Here is a 26,798-nt window from a genome sequence, read left to right as displayed (position 1 = left end):
CATGACTGAAAAAGACACTGCCCTGAGCGTGAAGGCACCGAGTTTTCTCGACTACGCGCCCGCTCCCGAATCAACCTCGATTCTTCACCTAAAGAAGCACTACGGCCTCTTCATCGATGGCGAATTTGTTGACGGGCGTGGAGATGCGTTCACCACGATTTCACCGGCAACCGAGAAGAAGATCGCCTCAATCTCTAATGCGAATAGCGCCGACGTGGATACCGCAGTGGTTGCCGCACGCCGGGCATACGACCGCACCTGGTCAAAGCTTTCCGGTGCAGATCGCGGCAAGTACCTGTTCCGCATTGCGCGCCTCGTCCAAGAGCGCGCTCGCGAGCTTGCCGTGGCAGAGAGCCTCGACAATGGCAAGCCGATCAAGGAAAGCCGCGACGTCGACATCCCTCTCGTTGCTGCGTGGTTCTTCTACTACGCCGGATGGGCCGACAAACTCGACTACGCCGGCCTTGGTCCGAATCCGCGGTCGCTGGGCGTTGCCGCTCAGGTGATCCCGTGGAATTTCCCGCTCCTCATGCTGGCATGGAAGATCGCTCCGGCGCTCGCGGCGGGCAACACTGTTGTGATCAAGCCGGCCGAGACCACTCCGTTGAGCGCGATGATTTTTGCCGAAATCTTGCAGCAGGCTGACCTGCCCAAGGGCGTCGTCAACATCATCACTGGCGCAGGCGACACAGGGCAGGCGCTCGTGAACCACCCCGACGTCAACAAGGTTGCCTTCACCGGTTCGACCGGAGTTGGCCGTGCGATCGCTAAGTCGGTTGCCGGAACAGGCAAGAAAGTCACGCTGGAACTCGGTGGAAAGGCTGCGAATATCGTCTTTGACGATGCACCTATCGATCAGGCCATTGAGGGAATCGTCGACGGCATTTTCTTCAATCAGGGTCACGTCTGCTGTGCCGGTTCGCGTCTTTTGGTGCAGGAAAACATTCACGACGAGGTCGTCGACCGGCTCAAGGCGCGGCTCTCCACCCTGCGAATGGGTGACCCGCTCGACAAGAACACCGACATTGGGGCGATCAACTCTAAGGCTCAGCTCGATCGCATCCATGAACTCAGTAATATCGGCGAGGCCGAGGGTGCCGAGCGCTGGACCGCTAAATGTGACATGCCCGAGACCGGATTCTGGTTCGCACCAACGATCTTCACGAACGTGTCGACCTCGAGCCGTATTGCTCGCGAAGAGGTCTTTGGCCCCGTGCTGAGTGTGCTGACCTTCCGCACTCCGGCAGAAGCCATCGCCAAGGCCAACAACACACCCTACGGGCTCTCAGCGGGCATCTGGAGCGACAAGGGCTCGCGCATTCTCGCCGTGGCTGACAAGCTGCGTGCCGGCGTGATCTGGGCCAACACTTTCAACCGTTTCGATCCTGCGTCGCCGTTCGGTGGCTACAAGGAGAGTGGCTACGGCCGCGAGGGTGGCCGTCACGGACTGGCCGCTTACTTGGAATCCGCTGGCTGGGCCGCACCCGCCGTCACGAAAGGTGGCAAGAAATGACCCGTCTCACGGTTTCTAAGACCTACAAGCTCTACATCGGTGGCAAGTTCCCGCGCAGCGAGAGCGGCCGCACGTATGAGGTGGCAACCACGAAGGGCGCCTTCCTCGCAAACGCTGCTCTAGCGAGCCGCAAGGATGCTCGGGATGCCGTTGTCGCGGCACGGGCAGCCTTCGGTGGTTGGTCGGGCGCCACCGGCTACAACCGCGGCCAGGTGCTGTACCGCATCGCCGAACTGCTGGAGGGCCGTCGTGAGCAGTTCATCGATGAGCTCATGGCTACCGAGTCGCTCTCGAAGGCGGCGGCGACAGCGCAACTCGACACCGCCATTGATGCCTGGGTCTGGTACGCGGGCTGGGCAGACAAATATGTGCAGGTCGCTGGAAATGGCAACCCAGTCTCTGGCCCGTACTTCAACCTCTCGACGCCGGAGCCGAGCGGTGTCATCGCGATCGTTGCGCCTCAGGAGTCATCATCGCTGCTGGGCCTCGTGAGCGTCATCGCTCCGGCGCTCGTCAGCGGTAACACTGTTGTAGTTGTTGCTCACCAGGGTGCACCGCTCAGCGCGATCAGCCTCTCGGAGGTTCTCGCCACGAGCGACGTTCCCGGTGGTGTCGTCAACATCCTCACCGGTTCGCCGGCCGAGATCGTGCCCTGGCTTGCGAGCCACGCTGACGTCAACGGCCTTGACCTCGCCGGGGCTGAACAGCTCGAATGGGTCGACCTGCAGATCTCCGCGGCAGACACCCTCAAGCGCGTTTCTGGTCCCGTTGGCGGTGTTCCCGCACCGTCCATTGAACGCATCGTTCAATGGACCGAGACCAAGACGGTGTGGCACACCAAGTCTCTGATTTAAGCGAAAGGTGCGGCGTGGAGTTTGCTCAACGCGAAAATCTGCGGATACTTGCTTGATAATGTTCTTTTCACGCCGCACCATCCCGCGCATCAGTAGCGCGCTCTTCGCGCTACTGATTGCTGTCGTCGTGCTGCCTGTTGCTGTCGCTACTCCGGTCAGTGCGGCCCCAGCCGACACAATTCATAACTTGGTGAACCAGGCCCGGTGGGACAACGGTCTGCCTGGGCTCACCCGCAACTCTGCGATGGATGCTGTCGCGCTCAATTGGGCCCAACAGATGGCCGCAAACAATACAATGTCGCACAACCCCAGTTACTCGAGTCAAATACCGGGTGGCTGGAACCAAGCGGGCGAGAATGTTGCGCAGGGTTACCCCACAGCCCAGGCAATGCACGATGGCTGGATGTCATCGTCTGGTCACCGGGCAAACATTCTTGGGTCGTTTACCGACGTTGGCATCGCGTTCTTCGAAAGTGGTGGAACAACGTGGGGCGTGCAGGTTTTTGCCAGGTATGCCGGAAGCTCGGGGCCAGCGGCTCCCGCCCCGGCACCCGCTCCGCCGCCTGCAGCGGCTCCTGCCCCGGCTCCCGCTCCAGCCGCTGCTCCAGCCCCACCTCCCGCGCCGGCACCTAAGGCAGAACCATCGAAGGCGGGCATCCCGGCCGCGACGAACTCACCCATGCCCAGCGCATCCGCTGGCAGGGCAGAGGGCGCAGGCTCACAGCTTCCATCGACAATGTCACCCACCGAGTTGCAGTCGAGTGTGTATGGCAGCAAACCCGAACAAGCCGGGGCGGTTTGGGCTGTGTTCGGTGGAATAGTGCTGCTGGGTGGTGTCGGTCGGTTCGTGTTCTGGCGTCGGCGAACTCGACAGTAACTACTGTTTCGGCAGAATTCGTTGCCGCTGTGCGCTGCTTCCCAGTTGCGATGCTTAGGGTTCTGACATGCGCGTTCTTGTAACCGGAGCAACCGGATATCTGGGTGGTCGACTCGTACCTCGGCTAATCGATGCTGGGCATACTGTGCGTGTGCTCGTGCGTAACCCTCGCAAACTCCGCGACGTTCCGTGGCGCGACGATGTCGAAACTGTCGTTGGTGATCTCACGGACGCGGCGACGCTCATCGACGCGGTTGCCGATATCGATGCGGTGTACTACCTCGTCCACGCTATGGGCGCTAAAGGCGACTTTGAGAAGACCGAACTGCTCTCGGCAACCAATGTTGCCGAAGCGGCCAAGGGCGCCGGGGTGTCCCGCATCGTCTACCTGGGTGGCCTCCATCCCGAGGGCGACATCACGGAGCTCAGCCGTCACTTGCGCAGTCGCGCTGAAGTCGGTCGCATCCTGCTGAACTCTGGGGTGCCAACGATCGCCTTCAATGCTGGCGTAGTAATCGGCTCAGGCTCGGCCTCATTTGAGATGATCCGCCATCTCACCGAGGTGTTGCCTTATATGCCCGCGCCGAAATGGGTGCGCAACTTTATTCAGCCGATCGCCGTTCGCGACGTCTTGTACTACTTGGTTTCGGCGCTTGAGCTAGACAAGGACCTGAATCGCAGTTTCGATATCGGTGGACCGGATGTGCTGCGCTACGGTCAGATGATGAACGGTTATGCCGTCGAGGCTGGTCTCCACCAGCGCCCCATCGCGTCTCTGCCTGTGCTGACCCCCTGGCTCGCTTCGCAGTGGGTTAACCTGGTGACTCCCATCCCACGGCTCCTCGCGGTGCCCATCATTGAGTCGCTGCAGTTTGACTGCGTTGTGCGCGACGATTCCGTTTCTGATTTCATCCCGGTGCCGGAGGGCGGCCTCACGGGCTATCGCGCCTCTGTGCGGCTGGCGCTCGTCAAGGAGCGTGACGGCGAAGTGGAGACGAGTTGGCAGGATGCCACCGTAGCGGGTGCCCCAAGTGACCCGATCCCGAGCGACCCGGAGTGGACCGGCCATACTGTCTATACCGACCTGCGTGAACAGCATACTCCTGCATCCCCGGAGGCACTGTGGTCGGTTGTGGAGGGGATTGGTGGCGACAACGGATGGTATTCGTTCCCGCTGGCGTGGGCCCTGCGTGGCTGGGCTGACAAACTTGTTGGTGGGGTTGGTCTGCGACGTGGCCGGCGGCATCCGAGCACCCTCAACACCGGTGACGCGCTTGACTTTTGGCGGGTAGAAAGCATCGAGCGGGGACACTCTCTTCGTTTGCGGGCGGAGATGAAACTGCCGGGTAGAGCCTGGTTGGAGTTGACTGTTAAGGCTGCCGGCGATGGCGGTTCGTTGTATCGACAGCGCGCAGTGTTTTTCCCCAGTGGTTTGGGTGGTCGACTCTATTGGCTGGCCATTCTTCCGTTCCACGGCGTAATTTTCAGCGGTATGGTCAACCGGATCGTCGCGACGGCGGAAACGAGCGAAGCAGACTGACAGTGCTCCGCGAACGGTCAGATTACGATACTTTTGACTAATGTCAGGAATCGTCGTTGTCGGCAGTGCAAACATTGATCAGGTCTTCCGTGTGGAGCGCATCCCTTCCCCGGGAGAGACCGTACTTTCGCACGGACTGAGCACGGCTCTGGGCGGCAAGGGCCAGAATCAAGCTGTGGCGGCTGCTCGCGCTGGCGCCGAGACCACGTTCATTGGCGCCGTGGGGACTGATTCCTTTGGTGAGATGGTGCGGGCTGGACTGAGCAAAGATTCCATTGGGGTGAGTCAACTGCGCACCTCAGCCAAGCCCACCGGCACGGCCCTGATCGCTGTCGATGGCACGGGTGAGAACACGATCATCGTTGAGCCGGGTGCCAATAGCGATTTAACAGCTCTCACGAGCGCGGATGCCGCAGTAATCAGTGCTGCCTCTGCCCTAGTGATGCAATTGGAGATCCCGCTCGACACGGTTGTGGAGGCAGCGCGCATAGCCCAGGCGGTTGGCACTCGGGTGATCCTCAACGCTGCTCCTATCGACGAGTTGCCGCAGGCGTTGCTCGACACCCTTGACGTGCTGATTGTCAACGAGCATGAAGCCGCGGAGCTTGCCCGCGACAATGGTCTAGCTCCCGAGCTCGACGGTTTGGGCCAGAGACTGCTTGCGCTTGTCCCGATGGTGATTGTGACCTTGGGGTCTCAGGGTGCGTCGTTGCACCGCGTCGGAGCCGATGAGGTCGTGGTGCCTGCGCATCGGGTAACTGCGGTCGACGCCACGGGGGCCGGTGACACCTTTTGTGGCGCATTTGCTGCAGGTGTGGTTGAGGGGATGCGGGAAGACGACGCTCTGCGTTTCGCGGTCGCCGCGGCATCCATTTCGGTAGAGAGCCACGGCGCGGTGCCGTCGATCCCGCTGCGGGACGCTATCGAGACACGCGCAAAAGAATCTGCACTCTAGGTAACGGATTGATAACAGGCTCGCTATAGTGGGGGCACCGTGAACGTGCGGCAACCCGACAAAGGATGGCGAGTCAATGGCGACATCGCGGAACCCAGTACCGACGTATCGAGACCATCGCGCACGCAGGGCTGCCCTCGCAGCGGCAATCGTCACTGCACTCACGCTCGCGCTCGTGCTCAATGCCAATGTCAGCCGCGTTCACGCCGCCGGAACATTCTCATCGCTCCGGTCGCCCGGCGAAGCCGCCTTCGTTGCAGGTCATCGTGGCGACAAAATGGGTGCCCCAGAAAACACCCTCGAAGCTCTCGGGAATGCCCTCAATAGCGCCGCGGACTACGTAGAAACTGATGTGCAGCTCACCGCAGACGGTGTTCCTGTGCTCATGCACGACTGGACGGTTGACCGCACGACCAACGGGTCAGGACCGGTCTGGAACTACAGCTACGAAGAACTCGCCACACTCGATGCGGGCTCATGGTTCGGGGAGGAATTCGTTGGTGCCCGCGTTCCGACACTCGAAGAGTTTCTCAACCTGTTGCGGTGGTCAACAAAGAACGCAATCCTCGAGCTCAAAGGTTCCTGGACCGACTCACAGGTCACGCTCATTGCCGACCTGATTGCGCGTCACGGTGTCACCGATCACGTCATCATCGCCAGCTTCGACATCATGACCCTCCAATCACTGCAGCGGGTGAGTCCAGAGCTGCCGGGAATGCTCATTGTGCGAGACATTATTGGCGATCCCAGTGCGCTCGCAGCCGCTGCAGGGGCGGTAGCACTTGTGACAAGCAAGAAAGCAATCACGCACAACCCAGAGCTCGTTCAGCTAGTGCATGATGCCGGTCTCGGCATCCTCATCTACACGCTCAACGACTCTGAAACGTGGTCGGATGCCGTTTCGCTGGGAGTCGATGGAATTGTCACTGATCGCCCCGCCGAATTAGGGCAGTGGATTGCACAGGAGTTCACCGGAACCGATAACCGTCCCTTCGCGAGCAGGGTCCGCGCGACAGGCTAGAGCGAGGCGATGAGCGCTCGGTAAAAATCGATGCCGTCGAGGTAGCTACTGACGAGCATCCGTTCGTTTCGAGCATGAAGTGTGTCTCGTACTTCACGCGCCATCGCGAACGGCGTGAAACGGTATACGCCGCGACTGATGCGAGTGAAATGGCGACTGTCTGTAGCGCCGTTTTGTACGTACGGGGTCACAATTGTTCCTGGGAAGCTCTTTTCGATGGTCGAACGCAGTAGTTCCCACGAAAGACCGGTGGTGGGCGAGATCGGTGAGGGTTCGCCGGGGGATTCCACAATAATTCTGACTCGCTTGTCGTTAATGGCGTGGGTCACATGCTTGAGAGTGGCTTCGAGAGTGGAGTTCACGGCGATTCGAACATTGATGATTGCGCTCACCCGTTCGGGCAGTGCGTTCACGGCGTGACCGCCTTCGAGCATCGTCACCGCCTGCGTCGTGCGAAGCATTGCCGCAAGCTCATCGCTTTTGCGTACCAAGATAGGCACAAGTATGGGGCGAGTCCAGGACACATTCCGCAGCAGGAACCCCGTGAATCCCTTTACGTGATGGCCCAAAATTCGCAGCAGATCGGAGCCCGTCGGGGTCAGGTGTGCGGGGAATGGGCTCGAGTTGAGTCTAATAATCGCCCGCGCGAGTCGGACCGAAGCAGTCATCCGAGGCGGTGTTGATGCGTGGCCGCCCGACTGATCGACGATGAGACGCAGCGACGCTGTACCTTTTTCGGCGACGCCAACAACGGCCATGGGCGCCTCTACCTGATCAAAGACGTCGTCAACGATTGCGCCACCCTCATCAAGCACGAGGACAGGTTTCACTCCCCGCTGTTCGAGTAAATCGACGATCGCGGACGCGCCGGTGCCGTGAGTTTCTTCGTCGTGTCCGAAACACAAATAAATGTCCTGAGCGGGCACAAGCCCGGCTTCCAACTGGGATTCAACCGCTTCAAAGATGGCGACAACGGAGCCTTTGTTGTCGAGGGTTCCCCGGCCCCAAATGAGCTGTTCTTCACCTTTTCCGCTTAGCTCGGCAGCAAAGGGCGGGCGTTTCCACCCCTCGGAGGGTGCCGCCACAACGTCATAGTGCGCCAGCAGCACAGAGGGTTCGGTGGATGCCCGGCCGCGCCAACGGAACACCAACGAGTAGTCAAGAACTGTTTCACGCTCGAGCCGGCTGTGGCACAACGGATAGAGTTTGCGGAGCGCCAAGGCGAAGCGGGTGAACTCGTTCCACTCGGTAGTATCGACGGCTTCTCGTGAAACTGTGGGGATTCGCACGAGCTCTTGCAGGTGTTCGATAGCCAAGGCACTCTTCATACGTCGACTCTATCGAGAGCGGAGCATGGATTTCCCCCGCTCGGGGGCCGAGATTCTTGGGAAGGAATACTGTGGCACAACTGTGGCCGACTCGCAGCACGCGAGACGCGCGACACCGTGGCATTCTCATTGGCGCAATTGTTCTGGGAATTGTGGCGATTGCGATGCCGACCGCGGCAGCAGCCGACACGGTACCCGCATCTTCGACGGCGACTGCAGCGGGTGCGCACCCACATTCCTCGCTCGGCATCGTGCAGACCGGAGTTGATGACTTCGAGTTCGACCGCTACGACGCTGACTTCTTCCTCGATCGCGACAGTGCAGGCCGGTCAACGCTCCGCACGGTCGAAACATTTGTTGCGGTGTTCCCTGCCGATCAAAACCGAGGGATGCGACGCGCAATACCTGACTATTACCAGAGTGCACCCGTAGAGGTGTCGAACATCTCAGTGACCGATGAGACTGGAGAACCACGTCCTTTCGAGGTCGAGAACGATGGCGGCTTCACTCTCGTCACCAGTGCCTCGGACTCGTTTGTTAGTGGGGCTCAGACCTACGTTTTCAGCTATGAGCAGTCAGACGTCACGCGGTACTTTTCGAATACCGATGCCGACGAATGGTACTGGGACACGAACGGCACCGGGTGGGCTCAGCCCTTTGGAACGGTGACCGCGACTATTCACCTGGGGGAGGGGCTTGCGGATGCACTCACTGCAGAACCGCGCTGTTATTGGGGCTACGAGGGGTCCCAAGAAGTCTGCGAGATAGGCTCTGTTGATTCGAATCAGTTCGTTGCGACGCAAAGCTCTCTGGGTTCGGGTCAGAATGTCACTGTTGTCTTCGGCTTCGAGCCCGGAACATTTACTGCTCGCGATAGCTCCTATTTCGCATCCGGTTCCGGCTATCTGCAGATTGTGGGTGCGCTCGGGGCGCTGGCGGCGCTAGTGTGGGCGTTCCGCACACGGCGAACAAAACTTGCCGATGCCGCGGGGCGACCAACAATCATCGCGGAATATGCCGCTCCCCGCGACATTCCGATAGTGACTGCTGCCCTTCTTCTTGGCAAGCGCAATAAGGCGATTGCTGCGCAGATTCTCGACTTTGCGGTGAACAGGAAGCTGCGAATTCTCGAGTCAGAGTCACGCGGAGTCTTCTCCTCGCACACCGACTATCGTCTCGAGCTAGTCGACCCGACGGGCGTCAGCGGAGCGGAACTTGAGATCCTGCGCGCACTGTTTGGTAAATCACTCCAGCACGGATCAGTGCGCGATCTGGCCAAGCCCAACCAGAAGCTTAGCCGGAGGCTGTACAAGATTGTCGAACGCGAAAACTCAGGGCTCGTTGCTGCGGGGTTCCGGCGCAAAGTATCGGCAAGCAGCTATCTGCCTATCGTTGTTTCGGCGATTGGTGTCGCCGTATCAATTCTCTTGGGGATTATTCTGATCGACGGTGCTTATGGATCCGCTGTCCCGTTTGTGCTGATCGGATTCGCAATCGCCTCAGGAGTCGCAACCCTTGTGTTGCTGTTCCGTACGCCGGTGACCGCCCGCGGCGCCGAAGCCCGTGATCACCTTGAGGGGCTTGAGCTGTACATCCGGCTGGCCGAAGCTGACCGACTGAGGATGTTGCAGAGCCCCGAGGGGGCGCTGCGCGAACGAAACGAATCCACAGGTGATCGTGACGTGCTCAAAATCTACGAGAAGCTCTTGCCCTACGCCGTTCTGTTTGGGCTGGAGAAAGAATGGTCTCAGGAACTGGGTCGGTACTACACCGAGCGCTCACCCGACTGGTACACGGGTTCTGGCGCCTTTAACGCTGCGATCTTTGCGTCCAGCATTTCGAGTTTTTCTGGCACCATTGCGAGCTCATACACGGGCAGCGCGTCCAGCAGCTCGAGCGGGGGTTCGGGCGGAGGCGGTTCTTCCGGCGGTGGCGGTGGCGGTGGCGGTGGAGGCGGCGTCTAGCGCTCGTTCGCATCGCGGCGACCGGTATATTGGGTCTAGTGAGTGCAACGTATCCTGATCGACCTCGCCGAGTTGTTCTGCCGGCGGCCATAATCGCTGTACTCGTGCTTCTCGTTGGCGCAGCAATCATCGAAACCGAGATTTTCACCGTGGTTCGCTACGTCGTGAGCATTCTGGCGCTTATCTGTGTAGTGCTCGTTGTTCAGGCGCGCCAATGGTGGTGGGCGATCGGCTTGGTTCCGATCGCGATTCTCTGGAATCCGGTGTTTCCGATTGAGATCGCTGATACCCAATTGTTCGCGGGATTGCACTACACCGCAGCGCTCATATTCATTGCTATCGGTGTCATGGTCCGGGTCACGGATTCCGCAAGTCGAGGTTAGTTCGCTCAAGTAGCGCACTATCGCACATTTCTGCGTAGACTAGGGACGCATCCCTTGAGACCACCAATCGCACCGCAGTTGGGTCTGGCTCACTCAAGTGGATGTTGTCACTCAGTTGAGGTTCCATTCGTGGCAACGTCTACGAGCCTTCGATCCATGTGACTGAGCCCTTTGCCTAGCGCCAGGAGAATAATTGACCAACTCGTCACAGACCGATCCCTCGCAGCGCAACAAGCGACCCAAAAATTCGGGCCAGCGACAAGCGGGCGCTCAACGTCGACGCGCGCGACCCGGTGACGACACAGGGGTAATCCCGGTACTCGCTCGCGCCGCTCGCGAGGTAGAAACAGCCGTGCAGAAGGGCCCGCTCAAGCCGACCAACCGTGCCCGCTTTCAGGTTGCCGCACTCTTGCTGCGTGAAGAGCGCGCCAGAGTAAAGATTGACCCAACGCTGTCGGACTCTGAACGAGCCAACGAACAGAAGCGACTCGATGGTCTCGCGGGCATCCTCGCAAAGACCGCTGCCCGCGACACCAGTTTGCTGTCGATGCTGGGAGAAGCAGCCCCGATCACTCCCGCAGCGAAAGCGCTGCGCCGCGATCTTCTGCTGGCCGCCGGCGTCAAGCTGAGCCCAGAAGAGCTGATCATTTCGGCCGAACCAAAGCCTGTCGACAAGCAAGTCGACAAGCAGGTCGTGCCAGCGTCTGTTCGTCAGATGCAGATGGCAAACCCATTCTTGGCGCCCGATTTCACCGCCGCGGCCGCTAAGCCCGAGCACGGGAATCGTCTTGCTAATTGGGAACTCATTGACCCGCTATTTCGTGCGTTCGAGCACGGCTCTGGTGGCGGCGCGGCCACCATGGATCTGCCAGAAGCGGCATCGCTGCGCACACGCGGAAGCCTTGACCTCATGCGCCACCAGGCGCGATTTATCGAAGTTGTTAAACAGGGTCACCGCACCTTCCTGTTGGCCGACGAGCCCGGGCTTGGCAAGACTGCTCAGGCGTTGATGGCGGCGGAAGCCTCAAACTCCTACCCACTGCTTGTCGTAGTTCCTAACGTTGTCAAGACCAACTGGGAGCGCGAAGTGGAACTGTGGACACCCGGTCGCAGCGCGACGGTCGTTCATGGCGACGGCGACACTGTTGATGCATTCAGCGACGTCGTCATCGTCAACTATGAAGTGCTCGACCGCCATGTCGGGTGGCTCGGCCGCTTCGGGTTCAAGGGCATGGTCGTTGACGAAGCCCACTTCATTAAAAACCTGAAATCTGAACGATCAAAGCACGTGCTGAGCCTGTCGCGCAGCATTCGCGCGACGTATCCCAAAGCGCTCATGATGGCGCTCACCGGAACCCCGCTCATCAACTCGATTGAAGACTTCCGCGCAATTTGGCAGTTCCTCGGCTGGATCGACGGCACCAAGCCACTCGCGCCACTCATGGCAAAGCTCGAAGAGTTCGACCTGACTCCCGCCGACCCTGGCTTCTTCTCTGAAGCCAGACGCGCAGTTATCGACATGGGCATCGTGCGCCGCAAAAAGGTGGATGTCGCAGCAGACATTCCTGCTCGTCGCATCGCCGATATCCCGGTCGAGCTTGACGATGATCTTGGCCGCTCTATTCGAGCCGCGGAGCAAGCCCTCACCGCACGACTGGTTGATCGGTTTACTCGTGTGCGCAACCTCAAACCAGATGTGGCCGTTGAAGACCTCATTCGTGTGGTCGCACATGCCGAGCTCGAAGAGTCCAAGAGCGCAACCACGGGAGAGAACGTCTTCACCATGGTGCGCCGCATCGGTCAAGCAAAAGCAATGCTCGCCGCCGATTACACCGCGCAACTGGCTCGGTCCGTGGGCAAGGTCGTCTTCTTTGCCAAGCACATTGACGTAATGGACACCGCCGAAGCCCACTTCGCCAAGGTTGGCCTCAAATCTGTTTCCATTCGCGGAGACCAGAGCTCCAAAGCGCGTCAGCACGCGATCGACTCGTTTGCTGATGACCCCGAGGTCGCGGTAGTAGTCGCGTCGCTCACCGCAGCAGGCGTCGGATTAAACCTGCAGGCAGCATCCAACGTGGTTCTGGCAGAACTGAGCTGGACGAACGCGGAACAGACTCAAGCGATCGACCGCGTGCACCGCATCGGTCAAGAGCTTCCTGTCACCGCATGGCGCATCATCGCCGCGCACACCATTGACGCGCGTATCGCCGAACTCATCGACAGCAAGGCCGGTCTCGCGGCACGAGCACTCGACGGTTCGGACGAAGCAGTAGTCGCTGAGGCGAACGTACAGTTGCAGGCGCTCTCCGCTCTGCTGCGCGACGCGATCAAGAATTAGCGCTCCGTTAAGAACTGGTTTTCTGACCACTGATCACCGTCGGCACCCCAGTGTCGTGAAGCGTAGACTGAGGGCGTGAGTGACACGCAGATTTCGTCGTGCCAACCGTCAACGGAGATGAGAACCAACAGTTGAGCAACGCCTCTTCGCACAACACCGCTACCCGCATCGAATCAGACTCGCTCGGCTCCCTTGAGATTCCCGCAGACGCCTATTGGGGAGTGCACACGCTTCGTGCGATGCAGAACTTTCCGATTACGCGGCGGGCGATCTCCGTCTACCCCGATTTAGTTCTCGCACTGGCTCATATCAAGCAGGCTGCCGCTCGCGCGAACGCCGAGCTGGGGGTAATCGAATCCAAGAAAGCGCACGCGATCGATGCCGCGTGCCAAGAGATCCTCGATGGCGCTTTGCACGCAGAGTTCTGCGTCGGCGTTATTCAGGGTGGCGCAGGCACGTCGACCAACATGAACGCGAACGAAGTTATCGCGAATCGGGCCCTCGAGATTTTGGGACATGAGAAGGGCGAGTACTCGTTTCTTCATCCCATTGACGACGTCAACCGGAGCCAGAGCACCAACGATGTCTACCCGACTGCGATCAAGCTCGCGATGGTCTTTGGCGTTCACCGTCTGCTCGCCGAACACCAACTACTGTCGGATTCTTTCGCAGTCAAGGGACGCGAATTCGTCAGTATTCTCAAAATCGGGCGCACACAAATGCAGGATGCCGTTCCGATGACCTTAGGCCAAGAGTTCTCCGGCTTCTCGCACACGCTCGAAGAGGATCACGCCAGACTGACTGCGGTTCTTCCCTTCATGAGTGAGATCAACATGGGCGCGACCGCAATCGGCACGGGTATCACCGCTGATTCTCGCTATGCAGAGGCGGTTCGTCGCCACCTCACGGATGCCACCGGCATCGAAATGCAAACCGCATTCGACCTTATTGAAGCCACCAGCGACGTGGGAGTTTTCATGACGCTGAGCGGCGTGCTTAAGCGTTCCGCTGTCAAGCTTTCCAAGATTTGCAACGACCTCCGCTTGCTCTCGAGTGGGCCGCAGGCAGGATTCGGCGAGATCAACCTCCCCGCCAAGCAGGCAGGATCGTCAATCATGCCGGGCAAGGTGAATCCGGTCATCCCCGAGGTCGTCAACCAGGTTGCCTTCAGCGTGATCGGTGCGGATGCCACGGTGACTGCTGCTGCGGAAGGCGGCCAGTTGCAGCTCAATGCCTTCGAGCCGGTTATCGCGCACTCGCTCCTTCAGTCGTTGGAGTGGATGACAAACGCCTGCCGAACGCTGCGCGAAAACTGCATCGTTGGTATCACGGCGAACGAGGCACGACTCGCGGCTCAGGTTGAGTCGAGTGTCGGCGTCGTCACCGCGCTCACGCCATACATTGGCTACGCCGCGGCGGCCACGCTTGCACATACCGCACTCACGACAAACGCGTCCATCGCGCAGCTCGTCGTGTCTACTGGGCTTATGAAGGAAGAAGACGTCGCTCGTGTTCTTACCCCGGAACGACTCAGCGGAGTTTCGCCTATGACTGCGGCGATTACTCTTCCCTGGTTGACCGAGGAAAAGTAGCGCGCGGCCCCGAGGGTTACTTCTGTGAGGCGATGACGTCGGGCGCTGGCCCGTCATCTTCGTCATCCAGAGGCGCGAGAGCTTCGTCGCGTGCTTTGCCTGCAGTAGTAAACGCACGATCGATCGCGTTTTCGCCACGCTCGCGTAGTTCAGCAGCGGACTTGGTGGCGTTGTCGCGCACGTCGCTCGCCGTGTGCGTCACGCGACCAACAACATCCCGCGCCGATGTGGATGCCCGGTCTGCGAGGTCTTTCGCCGAGCCCTTAGCGTTTTCTGCGAGATCCTTGGCAGACACTTTGGCTGTCTGCGCGAATTCTTTAGCACTACTTCTGGCTGATTCGGCAACCTCGCGCGCCGTCTCGGCAACATCCTTGGCGGTGCTAGTGACGAATCCTGGCGTTGCCTTTGCCACGGCCTCAGCCCTATCGAGCAGAATCGGGCCCTGAGTTCGTGCATAGTCTTCGACGCTTATGCGCGCTTTGGTCACACGAGGGCTCTCCCAGAGCTCCGTAGCCTTTCCCTTCATCTGGTCATAGCGTTCGCGGCCCGCGCGCGCGCCAATGACGTATCCGATGGCTATTCCGAGTCCGAGTGTGAAGAGTCTGACGTTCATGAGTCCAGCCTACGGTGAGGTGGTCTTTCGCTCTACCTGCGCGGGCCGCGAACGCCACAAGTGCATGCAGGCATAGCTGCGCCACGGCGCCCACCGGTTGGAATACTGGGTGAGTGCTGATGCGGTAGAGGGAAGGCGTAACTCGGCTGCACCCTGGCGGACAACAAGGTCGCTGCTGAGCATGATGTCGGGATTGCCCAGCACGCGCATCGCCATGTAGCCGGCTGTCCACGGGCCAATTCCCGGCATAGCGATCAACTTGGCGGTGAATTCGTCGACCGGAGTTGAGATATCGAGGGTGAGATCGCCCGATGCGAGTGCCTCGGCGACCGCAATAATGCTGGCGACACGAGTGCGAGGCCCACGGAGAACGTCAGCCCCTGACTCTGCCAATTGTGTGGAGGTAGGAAACAGTCCGTCGCTGCCGAGTTCCCGCGCAACTCGGGCGTGGACAGTGCGTGCGGCCGCCACCGAAATTTGTTGTCCAATTAGGGTGCGGAACAGGGTCTCCTCGGTATCAACGCTTCCCGGCAGCCTGATTCCCGGTGTCCGCGCGATGGGCGTAGCCAACGCTGGGTCGGAGCTCAGAGCCCGATCGATTGCGTGCGAATCGGCGTCGAGGTCGAAGAGGCGGCGCACTCGAGAAACGAGCGGTGCGACATCCGAAATTGTTGCGAGTTGTGCTGTGCAGACGATGCCTTGGTCGAGCAGTTGCATTCGCACGGCCGCGACTCCTCCCGGCAGGCGCAGGGCTCGCTCAAGGCTGTTCTCGGTCGCTGTCTCGATGCCGTCGACAGCATGGTTAGCGAAGAACGTCATGAGTCCAGCACCATCGAAAGGTGTGCGAGTGGGCAGTCGCAGGGTCAGCGTTGATGGTTGTTCTTGCGCGCGCTGCGGATGCACTGATGTGCTCCGTCGAGCGAGGGTGCGTAGTTGAGTTGGCGTGGTTTCGTACACGGCTTGGATGGTGTCATTGAACTGTCGGATGCTTGAGAAACCGGCAGCAAAAGCGACGTCTGAGATTGTCAAGTCCGTTGCACTCAACAGGGTGCGCGCTGCTTGGGCCCGGTGAGCTCGGGCAAGGGCGAGGGGGCCGGCGCCGAGTTCTGCCGAGAGCACCCTGGTGAGGTGACGGCTGGTGTATCCAAGTCGTGAGGAAAGCCCCGACACTCCTTCGCGTTCGACGATTCCATCTCCGATGAGGCGCATCGCTCGGGACGCAAGATCGTCGTTGAGGTTCCAGTCGGGGGAGCCGGGCACAGCGTCGGGCTGGCACCGTTTGCAGGCGCGAAGTCCCGCTTCGTGCGCGGCTGCCGCAGTGCGATAGAACCGCACGTTGCGTGGTTTGGGTGGGACGGCAGGGCAGCTGGGTCGGCAGTAAATCCCGGTGGAGTGAACGCCGGCGATGAACTGCCCGTCGAAGCGGGCGTCGCGCGAGCACAGCGCCCGGTATTGCTCATCGAAGCTCAGCGTGATGGTGGACATGACTCAAGGGTGCCACTTTCGACCAGGCCTGACCAGCGGAAATCAGACATCACTTCGCCGGGTTTTCTGACCGAGTACTGCTAGCGCAATCTCACGGAACGCGCCAGGAGCGACTACAGTCGCACCGTGGAATCTTCGTGGACAGTACTCACCTTCCTCGCTGCACTCTGGCTCGTCGCGTTCTCAACGCAAGTTGCCGACTATGCGACAGCGCGCTTCGATCACCTCCGGCTAGCGCGCGGTGTACGCACCCGCGTGCGTGCGCATCCCGTCGCCTGGGTAGTCCCCGTTGCGGGCCTAGCGCTTGTCATCACCGCGGTGGGTGTGGATTGGGGCACAAGGATGTTTTTTGCCAACCCCACCCAGATTCCCGCAGCAGTGCTGATCACTCTCAGTACGGTAGTCATCATCGTCGCGATAGCGTCAACCATCACCGTTGTCGTTGTGCGCCCGCCAGCCGACAGCTATCGGCTCGTCCGTGATGAACTGATCGAGCTGGCTGGTGTGCGCCTTCATCAAGACCAGGTCGACGAGTTCCACGCTCGCGTAAGCGCAATCGATGCCGCGTCGAAAGATCGTAAGCCATCGGATGCCACAACGATTCCTTCAGCACTGCAACTGGTCGTGCGAACGCCACAACGATTGATCGCTCCCGCTATTTCGATCGCCGTAGCCATTGCGGCAGTCGTTGACCTAGTCACCGACACTTCGCGACCGTGGGTGCTCGTTGTCGCGCTATTTACTGTCGCCATCAGTATTTCTGGGGGAATCGTCGCGGCCCGCGCGTCATTGGCCCTTCGCACTGCTGTTCGCTCAACGCAGGACGTCTATCGTCGCGAGCTGATCGGTCTCATCGTCGAAGCGGAAAAGTCCTCGAAGAAGCGGGTAGCGGGCCTCGGTGATCGTGTGGCTCGTGCGTTGAGCATCCTCAGGGAGCAGCAAGAGTCGCAATAGCCCTGCGGCCGAGGTGTCGCGCGCACGCTAGGGTCGTTGACATGACCGCGCGCGATTCACCATCTGCGATTCCAGATTTCACGGCATCCGCAGGTAGGGCCGCCCAGCAGCTAGCAGCGGCTCCCAAGGAAATCGCCAGCGAAGCTCAGCACAATCTGTTGCCGATTGGTCCGCCGCGACGTCACGGAGCCGGCCTTCTTGTGCTCGGAATCTTGGGAGTTATCGCGCTTTCGTTTGTCTTGCTCTTCGTTGTTGTCTATGTGATTTCAGGAATCGGCACTGATGCCTTTGCACTCGGCGGCGTATTAGCCGTCGTGCCTCTCGCGGTTGTCTTCCTTACGGTGCGCTGGATTGACCGGTGGGAGCCCGAACCACGCTTGGCCGTGGTCTTCGCGTTCCTCTGGGGAGCCGGCGTTGCTGTTCTTCTTGCGCTCATCGTTGGCGCTGAAATTGACAACGTTATCGCGGCTCTTGGCGGCCCTGGACCGGCCTACGACTTCTTCGCCGCGGCTATCCAGGCCCCGATTGTTGAAGAGGCAGGCAAGGCGCTCGGCATTCTCGTGATCTTCTGGGTTGCTCGCCGCCATTTCGATGGCCCGATTGATGGATTGGTCTATGCCGCCTGGATCGCCGGAGGGTTCGCGTTTACTGAGAACATTTTGTATTTCGGAACGGAACTTGTGACCCTCGACGGTAGTGGCTCCGGAATCTTTCAGATGTTCCTCGTCCGCGGACTCATGTCACCGTTTGCCCACGTGATGTTTACTGCCTGCACCGGCATCGCGCTAGGGTTCGCGGCACGATCCTCGCGCTCTGCCGGCGGTGTCGGAATCTTTGCGGTGGGCTTTGCCCTCGCGATCGGACTGCATGCGCTGTGGAATGGTGCGCTGTTCTTCGTCAATGACTTCTTCGGCTACTACGCGATCGTTCAATTCCCGCTCTTTGTGGTGGCCATCGTGATCGTCCTCTATTTGCGCAAGCAAGAAGAAAGACTGACATTCGATCGGCTCACGGAATACGCAAGCGTTGGCTGGTTCAACCGTGATGAGGTCGCCGTGCTTGCTACCGGGCGCGGTCGTCGGCAGGCCCTCACCTGGGCGAATCAACACAACAAGCGCGCCGAAATGAAGACCTACATTCAGGATGCGACTCGTCTCGCGTTCGCTCGCCAGCGCATCATTACGGGTCGAGACCGAATCAGCGCGACTACCGACGAGGCGGTGCTATTGGGCGCCGTTGTTGAGGCGCGCCACGCACTCACGGGCTCGCACCATCCGCCCCAGTAGGTCCCGCACGAACTTGTTACTGCAAGCCAGCGGCTATGAGAACAGGCGGAACAGGAACGGAACGGCCCAGAATGTGAGCACGATTCCGATCATGGCCACGGCGGCGATTGAGGCTCCGCTCTTGAGCCGCTGCCCCTGTGGTGCAACAAGGTTGACGCTGAAATCACCAATGCGTTCGTCTGCGTAGTTTCGGGACTGGCGGAGAGTCTTCGCACCGACGGTGTCGGCGATGCCGAGCAGTCTGCGGTGCTGGGCAGGGTCTACCAGGTCGAATTCTTTAGGTGAGTAGACAAGTAGCCAGGTGTCGACGACCTCTACGTCGTAGACCGCGGCGTGATCAATGAGAAGTGCCATGAGGTCTGGGGTGAAAACGTAGAGTGCATCACGTTCATACTGCCGAGGGGAATACAGAGTGAAATGCGAGTTGAAATCACCCTCGAGCTTCAACACTTGATCCCGAGCGAACGACTTGGGAAGGTTACTGACACCAAATAGTTGGTTGTTTGAGCGTGCATCCAGCACCATGTGGGGGAGCGCGCGGTCGAGCTCTAGTGCCATAAAACCCCAGTTGTGGGTTTGACGATTCTTGCCCGAGCCGGTGGTGTAGCTGTAGTTGCCGTAGTCGAGAGTACGGCCCGCTCTGCTGCGAAAGCGGTTTCTGATCGAGCGGTTTCCGCCCTCGTTGAAGATGAGGCCTGGATAGCTAATCGTCGTATCGAGAGGCACGAAGCTGAGATCGTTGTCGTCAGCAAATTTGTTCATCCGGTAGAACCGCTGCCAGGGTCCGCCGTTGCGGCGCCAGGCACGCACTCCGGCAACGACCGCTCCACCGGCTATTGCGACGAAGGCGAGTGCAAAAAGGAGAATGGGAAGCGCCGCGAGAACAGCGCCGTCCATGAACGCGGAGCGGAGAGCGCTGCCGAACACTGCTAGGAGAGGCCCACCGGCGACCATTGCGAAGATTGTCACGACGATCACGACAATCACTACTTTGGCCGTGAGCCTCAGCTGGGAGTAACCGAAGTGATCACGCCGAGTGGCTCTGAACTCGGAGACATCATGAGGGGCAACAGGATAGATCAGCCCGGAGTAGTCGATAGAGCGAAGCATGCGCCCATCGTATTGCGTCGCCACCACTTACATTGCGTAGCCACCGCTTGTATTGGGTGGCTGGCCCGTATCAAGACTCATCGCTCACCGGTGCGGCACTGCCTGCGACTCTGGTGAGCGATGAGTTGGTTTATTTAGAGTGCCACTGAGTTTCGCTAAGCGCAAGAGCAAATCGGTGAATCAATAGTCAAAAACGGCGTAACATTGAAGGTCGCAATTTGGAGAGGATCCCGGATGTCATCGAGTGAGCTTGCACGAGAACGGGACTACGTCCACGGACTTTATCGCCGACTCGATTCGCTTCGAGATGCGGCGCAACAGCAGCTTGAGGCAGTGCGCAGGAGCGCGCCTGGAGGAACGCATCAGAACCGTTCCGAGCGCGACGCATTCGCCCGAATTTATGAAGACCGTGTCGGTCAATTGCGTGAAATTGATGAGCGACTCGCATTTGGGCGGCTCGAACTGGAACCGGATGACGACGGCAGCGAGCGAGTGCTGCGCTACATCGGGCGGATTGGTCTCCGGGATGATGACCAACTGCCACTTTTGCTCGACTGGCGGGTTCCGCAAGCGCGAGCGTTCTATCAAGCAACCGCGGCAACCCCGCTCGGTGCACGCGCCAGGCGCCACTTGCAAAGCAGCGGGCGTGACATTGTGCGCATCGACGATGAGATCTTTGATTCTGAAATCCTTGAAAGTGATGTGGCATCGCTCCAGGGTGAAGCGGCCCTCATGGCGAGCCTCACCGCTGAGCGCACGGGTCGCATGGGCGACATTGTGGCGACCATTCAGGCCGAGCAAGACGCTATTATTCGATCCGAGCTCAGTGGCGCCCTCGTAGTTCAGGGTGGTCCGGGTACTGGCAAGACGGCGGTTGCGCTGCATCGTGCTGCCTACCTGCTGTATTCGCACCGTGAACGGCTCTCGACATCCGGTGTGCTGATTGTCGGGCCGTCACGGTCGTTCTTGCGTTACATCGAAGCTGTTTTGCCCTCGCTGGGGGAGACCGGTGTGGTGTTGGCGAGTCTTGGGCAGTTGTTCCCTGGAGTGGATGCTCGGCGCGAAGATGTCGATGCCGTCGCGAGCCTGAAGGGTTCTCTAGAAATGGCCGCTCTCATCCGTCGAGCGGTGCGTTCTCGCCAGGTGGTGCCTACCGAAACCCAGCGCGTGGAGATCAATGGAGAGATTCTTGATGTTCCGGCCGGACTGATTCGCGGGGCAATGCAGAAAGCGTGGGATTCTCACAAGCCACACAATCTTGCGAGGGTTACCTTCAACAAGGCGGCTATTTCTGCTCTGAGCCGTATGCTTGCCGATCAGCTCCGGTCGCACGGCAATACGATCGATGATTCTGATCAGAAATGGTTGCGGGAAGATCTTCGCACCGCGCACGATGTCAAGGTCGCGCTCAACACCGCGTGGATGCCACTCTCGCCGCAGAAGCTCCTCAATGACCTCTACGCTCGGCCGACGTGGCTGCGCAGTCTCACGCCGCGCTGGACGCCCGAGGAGAGGCAACTGCTGCTGCGCGAACGCGATGCAGCATTCACGATCAGTGACGTAGCGTTGCTCGATGAAGCAGCAGAGTGGCTGGGCGAAGTGGATGTCGCACATACCGCTGCCGAGCATGAACGTTCTCAGCAACGCAAGCGAGACCTCGAAAACGCGGCCGCTGCCATCCAGAACATGGGCGTTGAGGGGATGATCGATGCCGAAACTCTTGCCGACGGATTTGACGTGACAGCAGAGCGAGCCACAACAGCTGACATTGCCGCCGCTGATCGCTCGTGGGCGTACGGACACATCGTCGTGGATGAGGCACAAGAGCTTTCCCCCATGCAGTGGCGACTCCTCGCGCGCCGTAACCCGCTGAAGTCGTTCACGATTGTCGGCGATGTCGCGCAAGCGAGTGCTGCCGCGGCGGCCACTCGGTGGGATACTGCGCTCGCGGCACACGTCGGGAGTGCGTGGCGGTTAGAAGAACTCACCGTGAATTACCGCACACCGTCGCAGATTGTTGCCGTAGCTGAGGCGGTGGCGCTGGCGCACCGGGTGTCAATCACACCATCGCGCGCGGTGCGTGAGAGCCCGTGGCCGGTTTCCGTCACCACCGTATCCGCAGAGAACCGTGAGTCGAGTGTTGTCGAGGCGGTGCTCGCTGATCGTGCCATCTCAACTGACGGTACGATCGCGGTCATCGTTAGCGAGTCGTTGACGGCCGACATTGTGGATGCGCTCAAGCGCGAGCTTCCTCATGACGTAGGAGAAGGGGCTGCTGGTCTTGATAGACCGATCGCGGTGCTCACACCGCGCGAATCGAAGGGTCTGGAGTTTGACTCGGTGATTGTGGTTGAGCCACAGCGCATCGTTGATGAGATCGCGCGCGGAGCGGCCGCACTCTATGTTGCGATGACACGTCCAACACAGCGACTCAGCATCCTCGCTTCGGAGGGACTGCCAGAAGGTATTCCCGAACCGAAATAAGAGTCCTTCAGAGAGTTCACCCCCCCCACTCGGGTAGGCCCAAAAGTGGGGGTTTCATGAAATTCTCAGGTTAGGCACTATAGATCTAGAAGTTGTTCCTCGGGGGAGGGACCTTCACTCGGGAGCGATTCTTCGCCACGAGTCGGGCCGGAGGCGGGGGAGCCTCCGGCCCAACGTATGTCTGCATGCATTTTGGTGCATGTGAGAGCGGGAGGATCTGCGTGTCGCAGAGTAATGATCTTCGCGGCCGAATTGCTGGACAGTCAGCGATGGCCGCCGTGATCGAAGCGCAATCGCATCGTGCGCCGCGAGGACGACTGGCGCGAATTTTTGGTGTGTCACCGCTCACCGATGACGGAAAAGCTCACTACCGTGGCGCAGTCGGTGAACTCCTCGTTGGGTCGATCCTTGATCACCTCGGCCACAGTTGGGATGTGCTCCACGGCGTACCGCTCGGTGCCTCCGCGCTTGATCACTTTGCTGTTGGGCGCGCTGGAGTTTTCGCGTTTGTGGTTGTCAATTGCCAGGGTGATGAGGTCGCAATCAATAGTGATGAGCTAATCGTCGCCAAGAACTTCACCGGCGGCCTCCGTGATGCGCGAGAGGCAGCCTCTCTCGTCTCGACTGCCTTGAGTGGCGCTCTTGGCGTTCCCGTACCCGTCACCGCGGTGCTTGTTGTGGTCGAGCCAACCAAGGTCACCACGGTGCAGGCCCCCGTCGACGTTCACGTGCTCACGTCGATGCAGCTTGAGCAATGGCTACTTTCTGCTCCAGCAGTGCTCTCTGGGGTGGATGTCGCAGAGATCTCTGGCGCGGCCGAGGCGAATGGCACGTGGCCGCATCCCCAGCCGGCCGCCTACAAGGCGCGACATCTGACGCGGGCTTTCGTGCGCATCCATCACGAGGTGCGTTCTGCGACAGTGCGGCGGTTCCTGTGGGTTGTCGCTGCGTTGATTGCCACTTTTCTCTCGGTGTGGGTTTTGGTGTCGATCTTGACGTCTGTTGTTATGGGTTCGTCCTAATTTTCTCCTGAATCGAGCATTTTCTCTGGTTCGATGAGGCACGATTGATGGATGTTTCGGCGTCACCCCTATTTGAGCGCTGCCACGTTCGGGTATTTGGCCGTCGTGGCCTGGTTGACGTTGAGCCCTCAGGCACCAGACCAGCGCGATGGGCCGCTCTGGCAGCTCGCGCTTTTCCTTGATCGCTTCTCTGCGACACAGTGGCTGACATTCAATGACCTCGAGTTTGTGGCAAACATCGCGCTTTTTGTGCCTCTCGGTTTGTTCTTTGTCTTGCTTGTCGGCAAGCGTCAGTGGTGGCTTGCGTTGGGTCTGGCTATTGTGCTTACGGCGGGTATCGAGTGGGTTCAGCAGTTCATTCCGTCGAGAGTCTCTGATGTGCGCGACATTCTCTCGAATTCTCTTGGTGCAGCCATTGGTGTTGTGATTACGCTGAGCGTTGCTGCGGCTCGCCAGCGCGCTCGTAGTGCACTGCACCGAAAATTGAATAACGAAAATTCTTCAGAATCCAGATGATCGCGCGCTGCGCGAGACTGCTACCGTGTCACGGTGACTTCTGACCCTCCGTTAGACCCCGTTCAGCGTCGTGTCGCCGTGGTTCCGGTAGTCGTGGCTGTTGTCGCGGTGCTGGTTTTCTCTGTCATCGTGACGATCGTGATTACCTTGGCGGCAGCGACGGCACCCACTGGTACGTCACAACCGCCCGCCCCGAGCACCACGCCGACTGCGGAGGGCGCGGATGGTGTTGCACCAGAATCGTCAGCCGTCGCACCGACCGGAGAATCGTCAGGCGCGCGTTGCGTTGACTTCACGGCAGAGACTGACGCGCTCGATATCGATGAAGTTTCCGTTGCGCTGTCTGATCGCGACGACCTGATGGTCACATTCACTCTCACTTCCGGTGTTCCTGACGGAGCAGCACAACTTGGTATCTATGCTGAACCGGTAGACGACGAACGCGCCTATCAGTTCTCTGTCGAGTTTAACGATGGTGACATTGAGAGCGTCACTTCCTATGAGTTTGACCGCGAGAGAGGCGACCGAATGAACGCCGATGATGCCGAGGTCGACGGTGCTGTTGTTCGCTTTGTTGTGCCTCGCAACGTTGCCAAGAAGCTGGGTGATGAATGGTCGTGGTTTGCCTTTACCACGCTCGGCGAAGCTTCAGTCGATGCGTGCCCGAGCGATCCGGGGTCCTTTGAGACCCTCATGTTTGAGCAAGACGATTAGCCGGGAATGCACGCCCCGCTGGACACCGTGCCTGTGAGCGCGGGGGCTTCGTCGACTACCGGCTGAAGCTCAGTAAGAGTCATGGCATAGCCCACATTTTCTTGGTCGGCGCTGCGGGCAAAGACCGCTCCGACGACGTTGCCGTCAAGAGTGAGCAGGGGGCCTCCGGAGTTTCCTGGATTCACTTGTCCCGCGAGAGTGTATACCTCGCGGGGCGAGCCACCTGATCCGTAAATATTGGGGCTATTAGTGATGCCGACGTGTTGCACCAAGGCCGGATCCACCGTGATGGGGCCGCCGTAGGGGTAGCCCTCGATTGCGGTGCTGGTGCCGGGACGCGCAGTAATTCCCATCGGCAATGGGCCGGGGGTGAGTCCGGGGACGGCGATCACGGCGAGATCGGTGCGGGGATCGAAGTAAACGATCGTTCCGGTGAGCACTTGCCCGTTGGGCGCTTCGATGACGGGGCGTTTGGTGCCGGCAACGACGTGCGCGTTGGTCACAACTCGTTCGTCCGTCACGACAAACCCTGTTCCGGTTTGGGCTTGCCCGCAGGCGTAGGCGTTGCCAGTAATCCGCACGACGGATTCGGCTGCCGCTGCGAGCACCGCACTATCGGTGTCGATCGTCGGAATCGTGGCGTTTGCGATACCTAATTCGGCGGTAAAGAACGGTGCACTCGTATCGGTGAGCACGGTTCGCAATTGCGCGATTCGCGCTTCAACTTCGTGGGGTGTTAAATCCTGAATCGTGCGGACGACGGCGGAACCGGCAATTGTTCGTGAGAGTAGCGGGGAACCGAGCTGCGCGACGCTGAAACTCACGGTCGACACTACGAGTGCGGCGATCACACCGATGACAATGCCGCCGGCGGCGCGATCGATGACCCGAAGTCTGCTGGTTTCGAACTCTTCGCGAAGGGCTTTGGCGATCGCGTGGCCAATCGCGTGGCCAATTGCGATGAGGCCGATCACCGCGCCGATCGTGACTATCGCGCGAGCCTGTGGTGACGGAATAGCGCTTGATATCGCCGGTGCTACAAGTACTGCTGCAACGACACCAGCGACGATTCCGCCGATGACGAATGCGCTTCTCGTGAGTCCCACGATGATGCCGTACGCCACGTACCCGAGCAGCAGCGCAATGAGCAGCAGGTCGAGCAGCGGGGCAACGTTCACTCCATAACCCTAAACCGCTCTGAGATTCACAGTGACGAGTTGGGGGAACCGAGAAACCGAGATAATCTCTGCGTGAGGCAGGTGGGGGAATTTAGTGAGTGGTAGTGAGCGTGTTGAGAGTGCCGAAACGGTCTCGGGAGCTGGCACCGGGTCAGAATCCGGTTTTGGCTCGGCCATGGCCGCTTGCCTGCGGGAACAGGCTGTGCATGAGCCGCACGGACGGTTGGCACGAATTTTTGGCGTAAACCCGCTTTCTGCATCGGCCGGTGAGTTCTATTCCGCAGCCCTCGGCGAGTTGGAGACTGCCGTTGCGCTCTCGGCTCTCGGCCCCGATTGGATGGTGGCCCACTCGACGCTCAGCGCCAACGATCACGTCTCAGCTGATCATCTCGTGCTGGGGCCATCGGGAGCTTTCTTGGTGTGCGGCAGATTGCACGCGCACTCACGAATCGTGACAGCCGGGCGAATGGTTATGGTGAATGGGCGCCGAGTTGCCTATGTTCGCGATGCGATGGTTGGTGCAGAGCGGATGACGGCGGCCTTGGCAAACCTCGGAGCTGCATCGATAACGGTGCGTCCGCTTGTCGTATTTGTCGGAGCCTCGGGCGTCATCTACGGCCGTATGCGCGCGCCTGTTCCGGTTCTCCAGCTCGGTGAACTTGTGCGGTGGCTTCTTTATGAACCAACCGTGTACTCGGCGGCGGAAGTGAATGCGCTTGTTGCTGTTGCTGGTCGGCTCGAATCGTGGCACGGGCAACCGGCCGCTGGAAGTGCGAGCGTGCGGCTCACCGCGCGTTTCGAACGACTTCGTACGGAAGTGGATGCTGCGCGCCAGCGATACCGCTTGTGGGTTGTTGCGGGCGGCACGGCTGCGATCGCGGCTACAGTCACCGTGCTGGTGCTTGTAGCTCCCGCGATCGCTGGAGTGTTCTCCGGTTAGCTGTGATTGTAGTTCTGGCCGTGGTCCTAGCTGTAGTCCTGCGTGGCGCCCTATTCTGCTAGAATCTCAAGGTTGCCGTCTAACGGCCGCGGATAAAGAGAGCTCACGCATTCAGCTATGGGCACCGCGCA

Annotated in this window: 22 protein-coding genes; 17 read left to right on the top strand and 5 right to left on the bottom strand. The window is 59.8% G+C overall.

Going from position 1 to position 26,798, the window contains the following annotated elements; all coding sequences use genetic code 11:
* Position 1: 1 nt before the first annotated feature.
* The 6 genes from AADH44_RS08305 (at position 2) to AADH44_RS08280 (ending at position 6,760) form a co-directional block, all read left to right on the top strand.
* Positions 2–1,513, top strand: coding sequence for an aldehyde dehydrogenase family protein (locus tag AADH44_RS08305; RefSeq protein ID WP_341952287.1), 1,512 nt, complete (start codon positions 2–4; stop codon positions 1,511–1,513).
* Positions 1,510–2,367: an aldehyde dehydrogenase family protein gene (locus AADH44_RS08300; protein WP_341952285.1), complete on the top strand. Its 858-nt coding sequence runs from the start codon at positions 1,510–1,512 to the stop codon at positions 2,365–2,367. The genes AADH44_RS08305 and AADH44_RS08300 overlap by 4 nt, the downstream gene beginning before the upstream one ends.
* Before the next feature lie 58 nt (positions 2,368–2,425).
* Entirely contained in the window at positions 2,426–3,244 is an 819-nt protein-coding gene (locus AADH44_RS08295) for a CAP domain-containing protein (RefSeq protein ID WP_341952284.1), read from the top strand.
* A gap of 67 nt (positions 3,245–3,311) precedes the next feature.
* A complete protein-coding gene (locus tag AADH44_RS08290) occupies positions 3,312–4,784 on the top strand; it encodes an SDR family oxidoreductase (RefSeq protein ID WP_341952282.1) in 1,473 nt (490 codons plus the stop codon).
* Positions 4,785–4,824: 40 nt separating this feature from the next.
* A complete protein-coding gene (locus AADH44_RS08285) occupies positions 4,825–5,739 on the top strand; it encodes a ribokinase (RefSeq protein WP_341952280.1) in 915 nt (304 codons plus the stop codon).
* A gap of 76 nt (positions 5,740–5,815) precedes the next feature.
* Positions 5,816–6,760, top strand: a complete 945-nt coding sequence (locus tag AADH44_RS08280) for a glycerophosphodiester phosphodiesterase family protein (protein WP_341952278.1) — start codon at positions 5,816–5,818, stop codon at positions 6,758–6,760.
* Here the strand turns inward: AADH44_RS08280 and AADH44_RS08275 are convergent.
* Complete coding sequence (locus tag AADH44_RS08275; protein WP_341952276.1) at positions 6,757–8,088, bottom strand: M20/M25/M40 family metallo-hydrolase; 1,332 nt, start codon at positions 8,086–8,088, stop codon at positions 6,757–6,759. The genes AADH44_RS08280 and AADH44_RS08275 overlap by 4 nt on opposite strands.
* Before the next feature lie 71 nt (positions 8,089–8,159).
* Here AADH44_RS08275 and AADH44_RS08270 point away from each other — a divergent pair, with 71 nt between their 5' ends.
* The 4 genes from AADH44_RS08270 to AADH44_RS08255 all read left to right on the top strand — a co-directional run bounded on the left by AADH44_RS08270 (position 8,160) and on the right by AADH44_RS08255 (position 14,365).
* Positions 8,160–10,052 carry a DUF2207 domain-containing protein gene (locus AADH44_RS08270; protein ID WP_341952275.1) on the top strand — a complete coding sequence of 631 codons (1,893 nt, stop codon included), beginning with the start codon at positions 8,160–8,162 and terminating at the stop codon, positions 10,050–10,052.
* A 38-nt stretch (positions 10,053–10,090) separates the two neighbouring features.
* Positions 10,091–10,435: a DUF6804 family protein gene (locus AADH44_RS08265; RefSeq protein ID WP_341952274.1), complete on the top strand. Its 345-nt coding sequence runs from the start codon at positions 10,091–10,093 to the stop codon at positions 10,433–10,435.
* Positions 10,436–10,628: 193 nt separating this feature from the next.
* Entirely contained in the window at positions 10,629–12,773 is a 2,145-nt protein-coding gene (locus AADH44_RS08260) for a DEAD/DEAH box helicase (protein ID WP_341952273.1), read from the top strand.
* 131 nt (positions 12,774–12,904) lie between these two features.
* A complete protein-coding gene (locus AADH44_RS08255; protein WP_341954967.1) occupies positions 12,905–14,365 on the top strand; it encodes an aspartate ammonia-lyase in 1,461 nt (486 codons plus the stop codon).
* A 16-nt stretch (positions 14,366–14,381) separates the two neighbouring features.
* Here the strand turns inward: AADH44_RS08255 and AADH44_RS08250 are convergent, their stop codons facing one another.
* Complete coding sequence (locus AADH44_RS08250) at positions 14,382–14,978, bottom strand: protoporphyrinogen oxidase (protein WP_341952271.1); 597 nt, start codon at positions 14,976–14,978, stop codon at positions 14,382–14,384.
* A gap of 9 nt (positions 14,979–14,987) precedes the next feature.
* Positions 14,988–16,463 (bottom strand): AlkA N-terminal domain-containing protein, encoded by a 1,476-nt coding sequence (locus AADH44_RS08245; RefSeq protein ID WP_341952270.1) that lies wholly within the window; start codon positions 16,461–16,463, stop codon positions 14,988–14,990.
* A gap of 126 nt (positions 16,464–16,589) precedes the next feature.
* On the opposite strand from AADH44_RS08245, the gene AADH44_RS08240 reads away from it, so the two are divergent.
* Positions 16,590–17,417 carry a hypothetical protein gene (locus AADH44_RS08240; protein WP_341952269.1) on the top strand — a complete coding sequence of 276 codons (828 nt, stop codon included), beginning with the start codon at positions 16,590–16,592 and terminating at the stop codon, positions 17,415–17,417.
* Positions 17,418–17,458: 41 nt separating this feature from the next.
* Complete coding sequence (locus AADH44_RS08235) at positions 17,459–18,703, top strand: PrsW family intramembrane metalloprotease (protein WP_341952268.1); 1,245 nt, start codon at positions 17,459–17,461, stop codon at positions 18,701–18,703.
* Between the two features lie 33 nt (positions 18,704–18,736).
* Here AADH44_RS08235 and AADH44_RS08230 read toward each other — a convergent pair whose 3' ends face one another.
* On the bottom strand, positions 18,737–19,813 hold the full coding sequence (locus AADH44_RS08230) for a hypothetical protein (protein ID WP_341952267.1): 1,077 nt from the start codon (positions 19,811–19,813) through the stop codon (positions 18,737–18,739).
* Between the two features lie 234 nt (positions 19,814–20,047).
* Here AADH44_RS08230 and AADH44_RS08225 point away from each other — a divergent pair, with 234 nt between their 5' ends.
* The 4 genes from AADH44_RS08225 to AADH44_RS08210 all read left to right on the top strand — a co-directional run bounded on the left by AADH44_RS08225 (position 20,048) and on the right by AADH44_RS08210 (position 24,549).
* A complete protein-coding gene (locus tag AADH44_RS08225; protein ID WP_341952266.1) occupies positions 20,048–22,297 on the top strand; it encodes a UvrD-helicase domain-containing protein in 2,250 nt (749 codons plus the stop codon).
* A 221-nt stretch (positions 22,298–22,518) separates the two neighbouring features.
* Complete coding sequence (locus AADH44_RS08220) at positions 22,519–23,319, top strand: NERD domain-containing protein (RefSeq protein ID WP_341952264.1); 801 nt, start codon at positions 22,519–22,521, stop codon at positions 23,317–23,319.
* Positions 23,320–23,370: 51 nt separating this feature from the next.
* Positions 23,371–23,835 (top strand): VanZ family protein, encoded by a 465-nt coding sequence (locus AADH44_RS08215; protein ID WP_341952262.1) that lies wholly within the window; start codon positions 23,371–23,373, stop codon positions 23,833–23,835.
* A 33-nt stretch (positions 23,836–23,868) separates the two neighbouring features.
* On the top strand, positions 23,869–24,549 hold the full coding sequence (locus AADH44_RS08210) for a hypothetical protein (RefSeq protein WP_341952261.1): 681 nt from the start codon (positions 23,869–23,871) through the stop codon (positions 24,547–24,549).
* Here the strand turns inward: AADH44_RS08210 and AADH44_RS08205 are convergent.
* Positions 24,546–25,727, bottom strand: coding sequence for a MarP family serine protease (locus AADH44_RS08205; protein WP_341952260.1), 1,182 nt, complete (start codon positions 25,725–25,727; stop codon positions 24,546–24,548). The two genes, AADH44_RS08210 and AADH44_RS08205, sit on opposite strands and share 4 nt — an antisense overlap.
* 94 nt (positions 25,728–25,821) lie before the next feature.
* On the opposite strand from AADH44_RS08205, the gene AADH44_RS08200 reads away from it, so the two are divergent.
* Positions 25,822–26,667 carry a hypothetical protein gene (locus AADH44_RS08200; RefSeq protein WP_341952259.1) on the top strand — a complete coding sequence of 282 codons (846 nt, stop codon included), beginning with the start codon at positions 25,822–25,824 and terminating at the stop codon, positions 26,665–26,667.
* Positions 26,668–26,798: the final 131 nt, after the last annotated feature.

Source organism: Salinibacterium sp. TMP30 (assembly GCF_038397785.1).
Taxonomy (GTDB): domain Bacteria; phylum Actinomycetota; class Actinomycetes; order Actinomycetales; family Microbacteriaceae; genus Rhodoglobus.
Note: the sequence above shows the minus strand (reverse complement) of the source record. Positions and strands in the feature narration are given on the sequence as shown.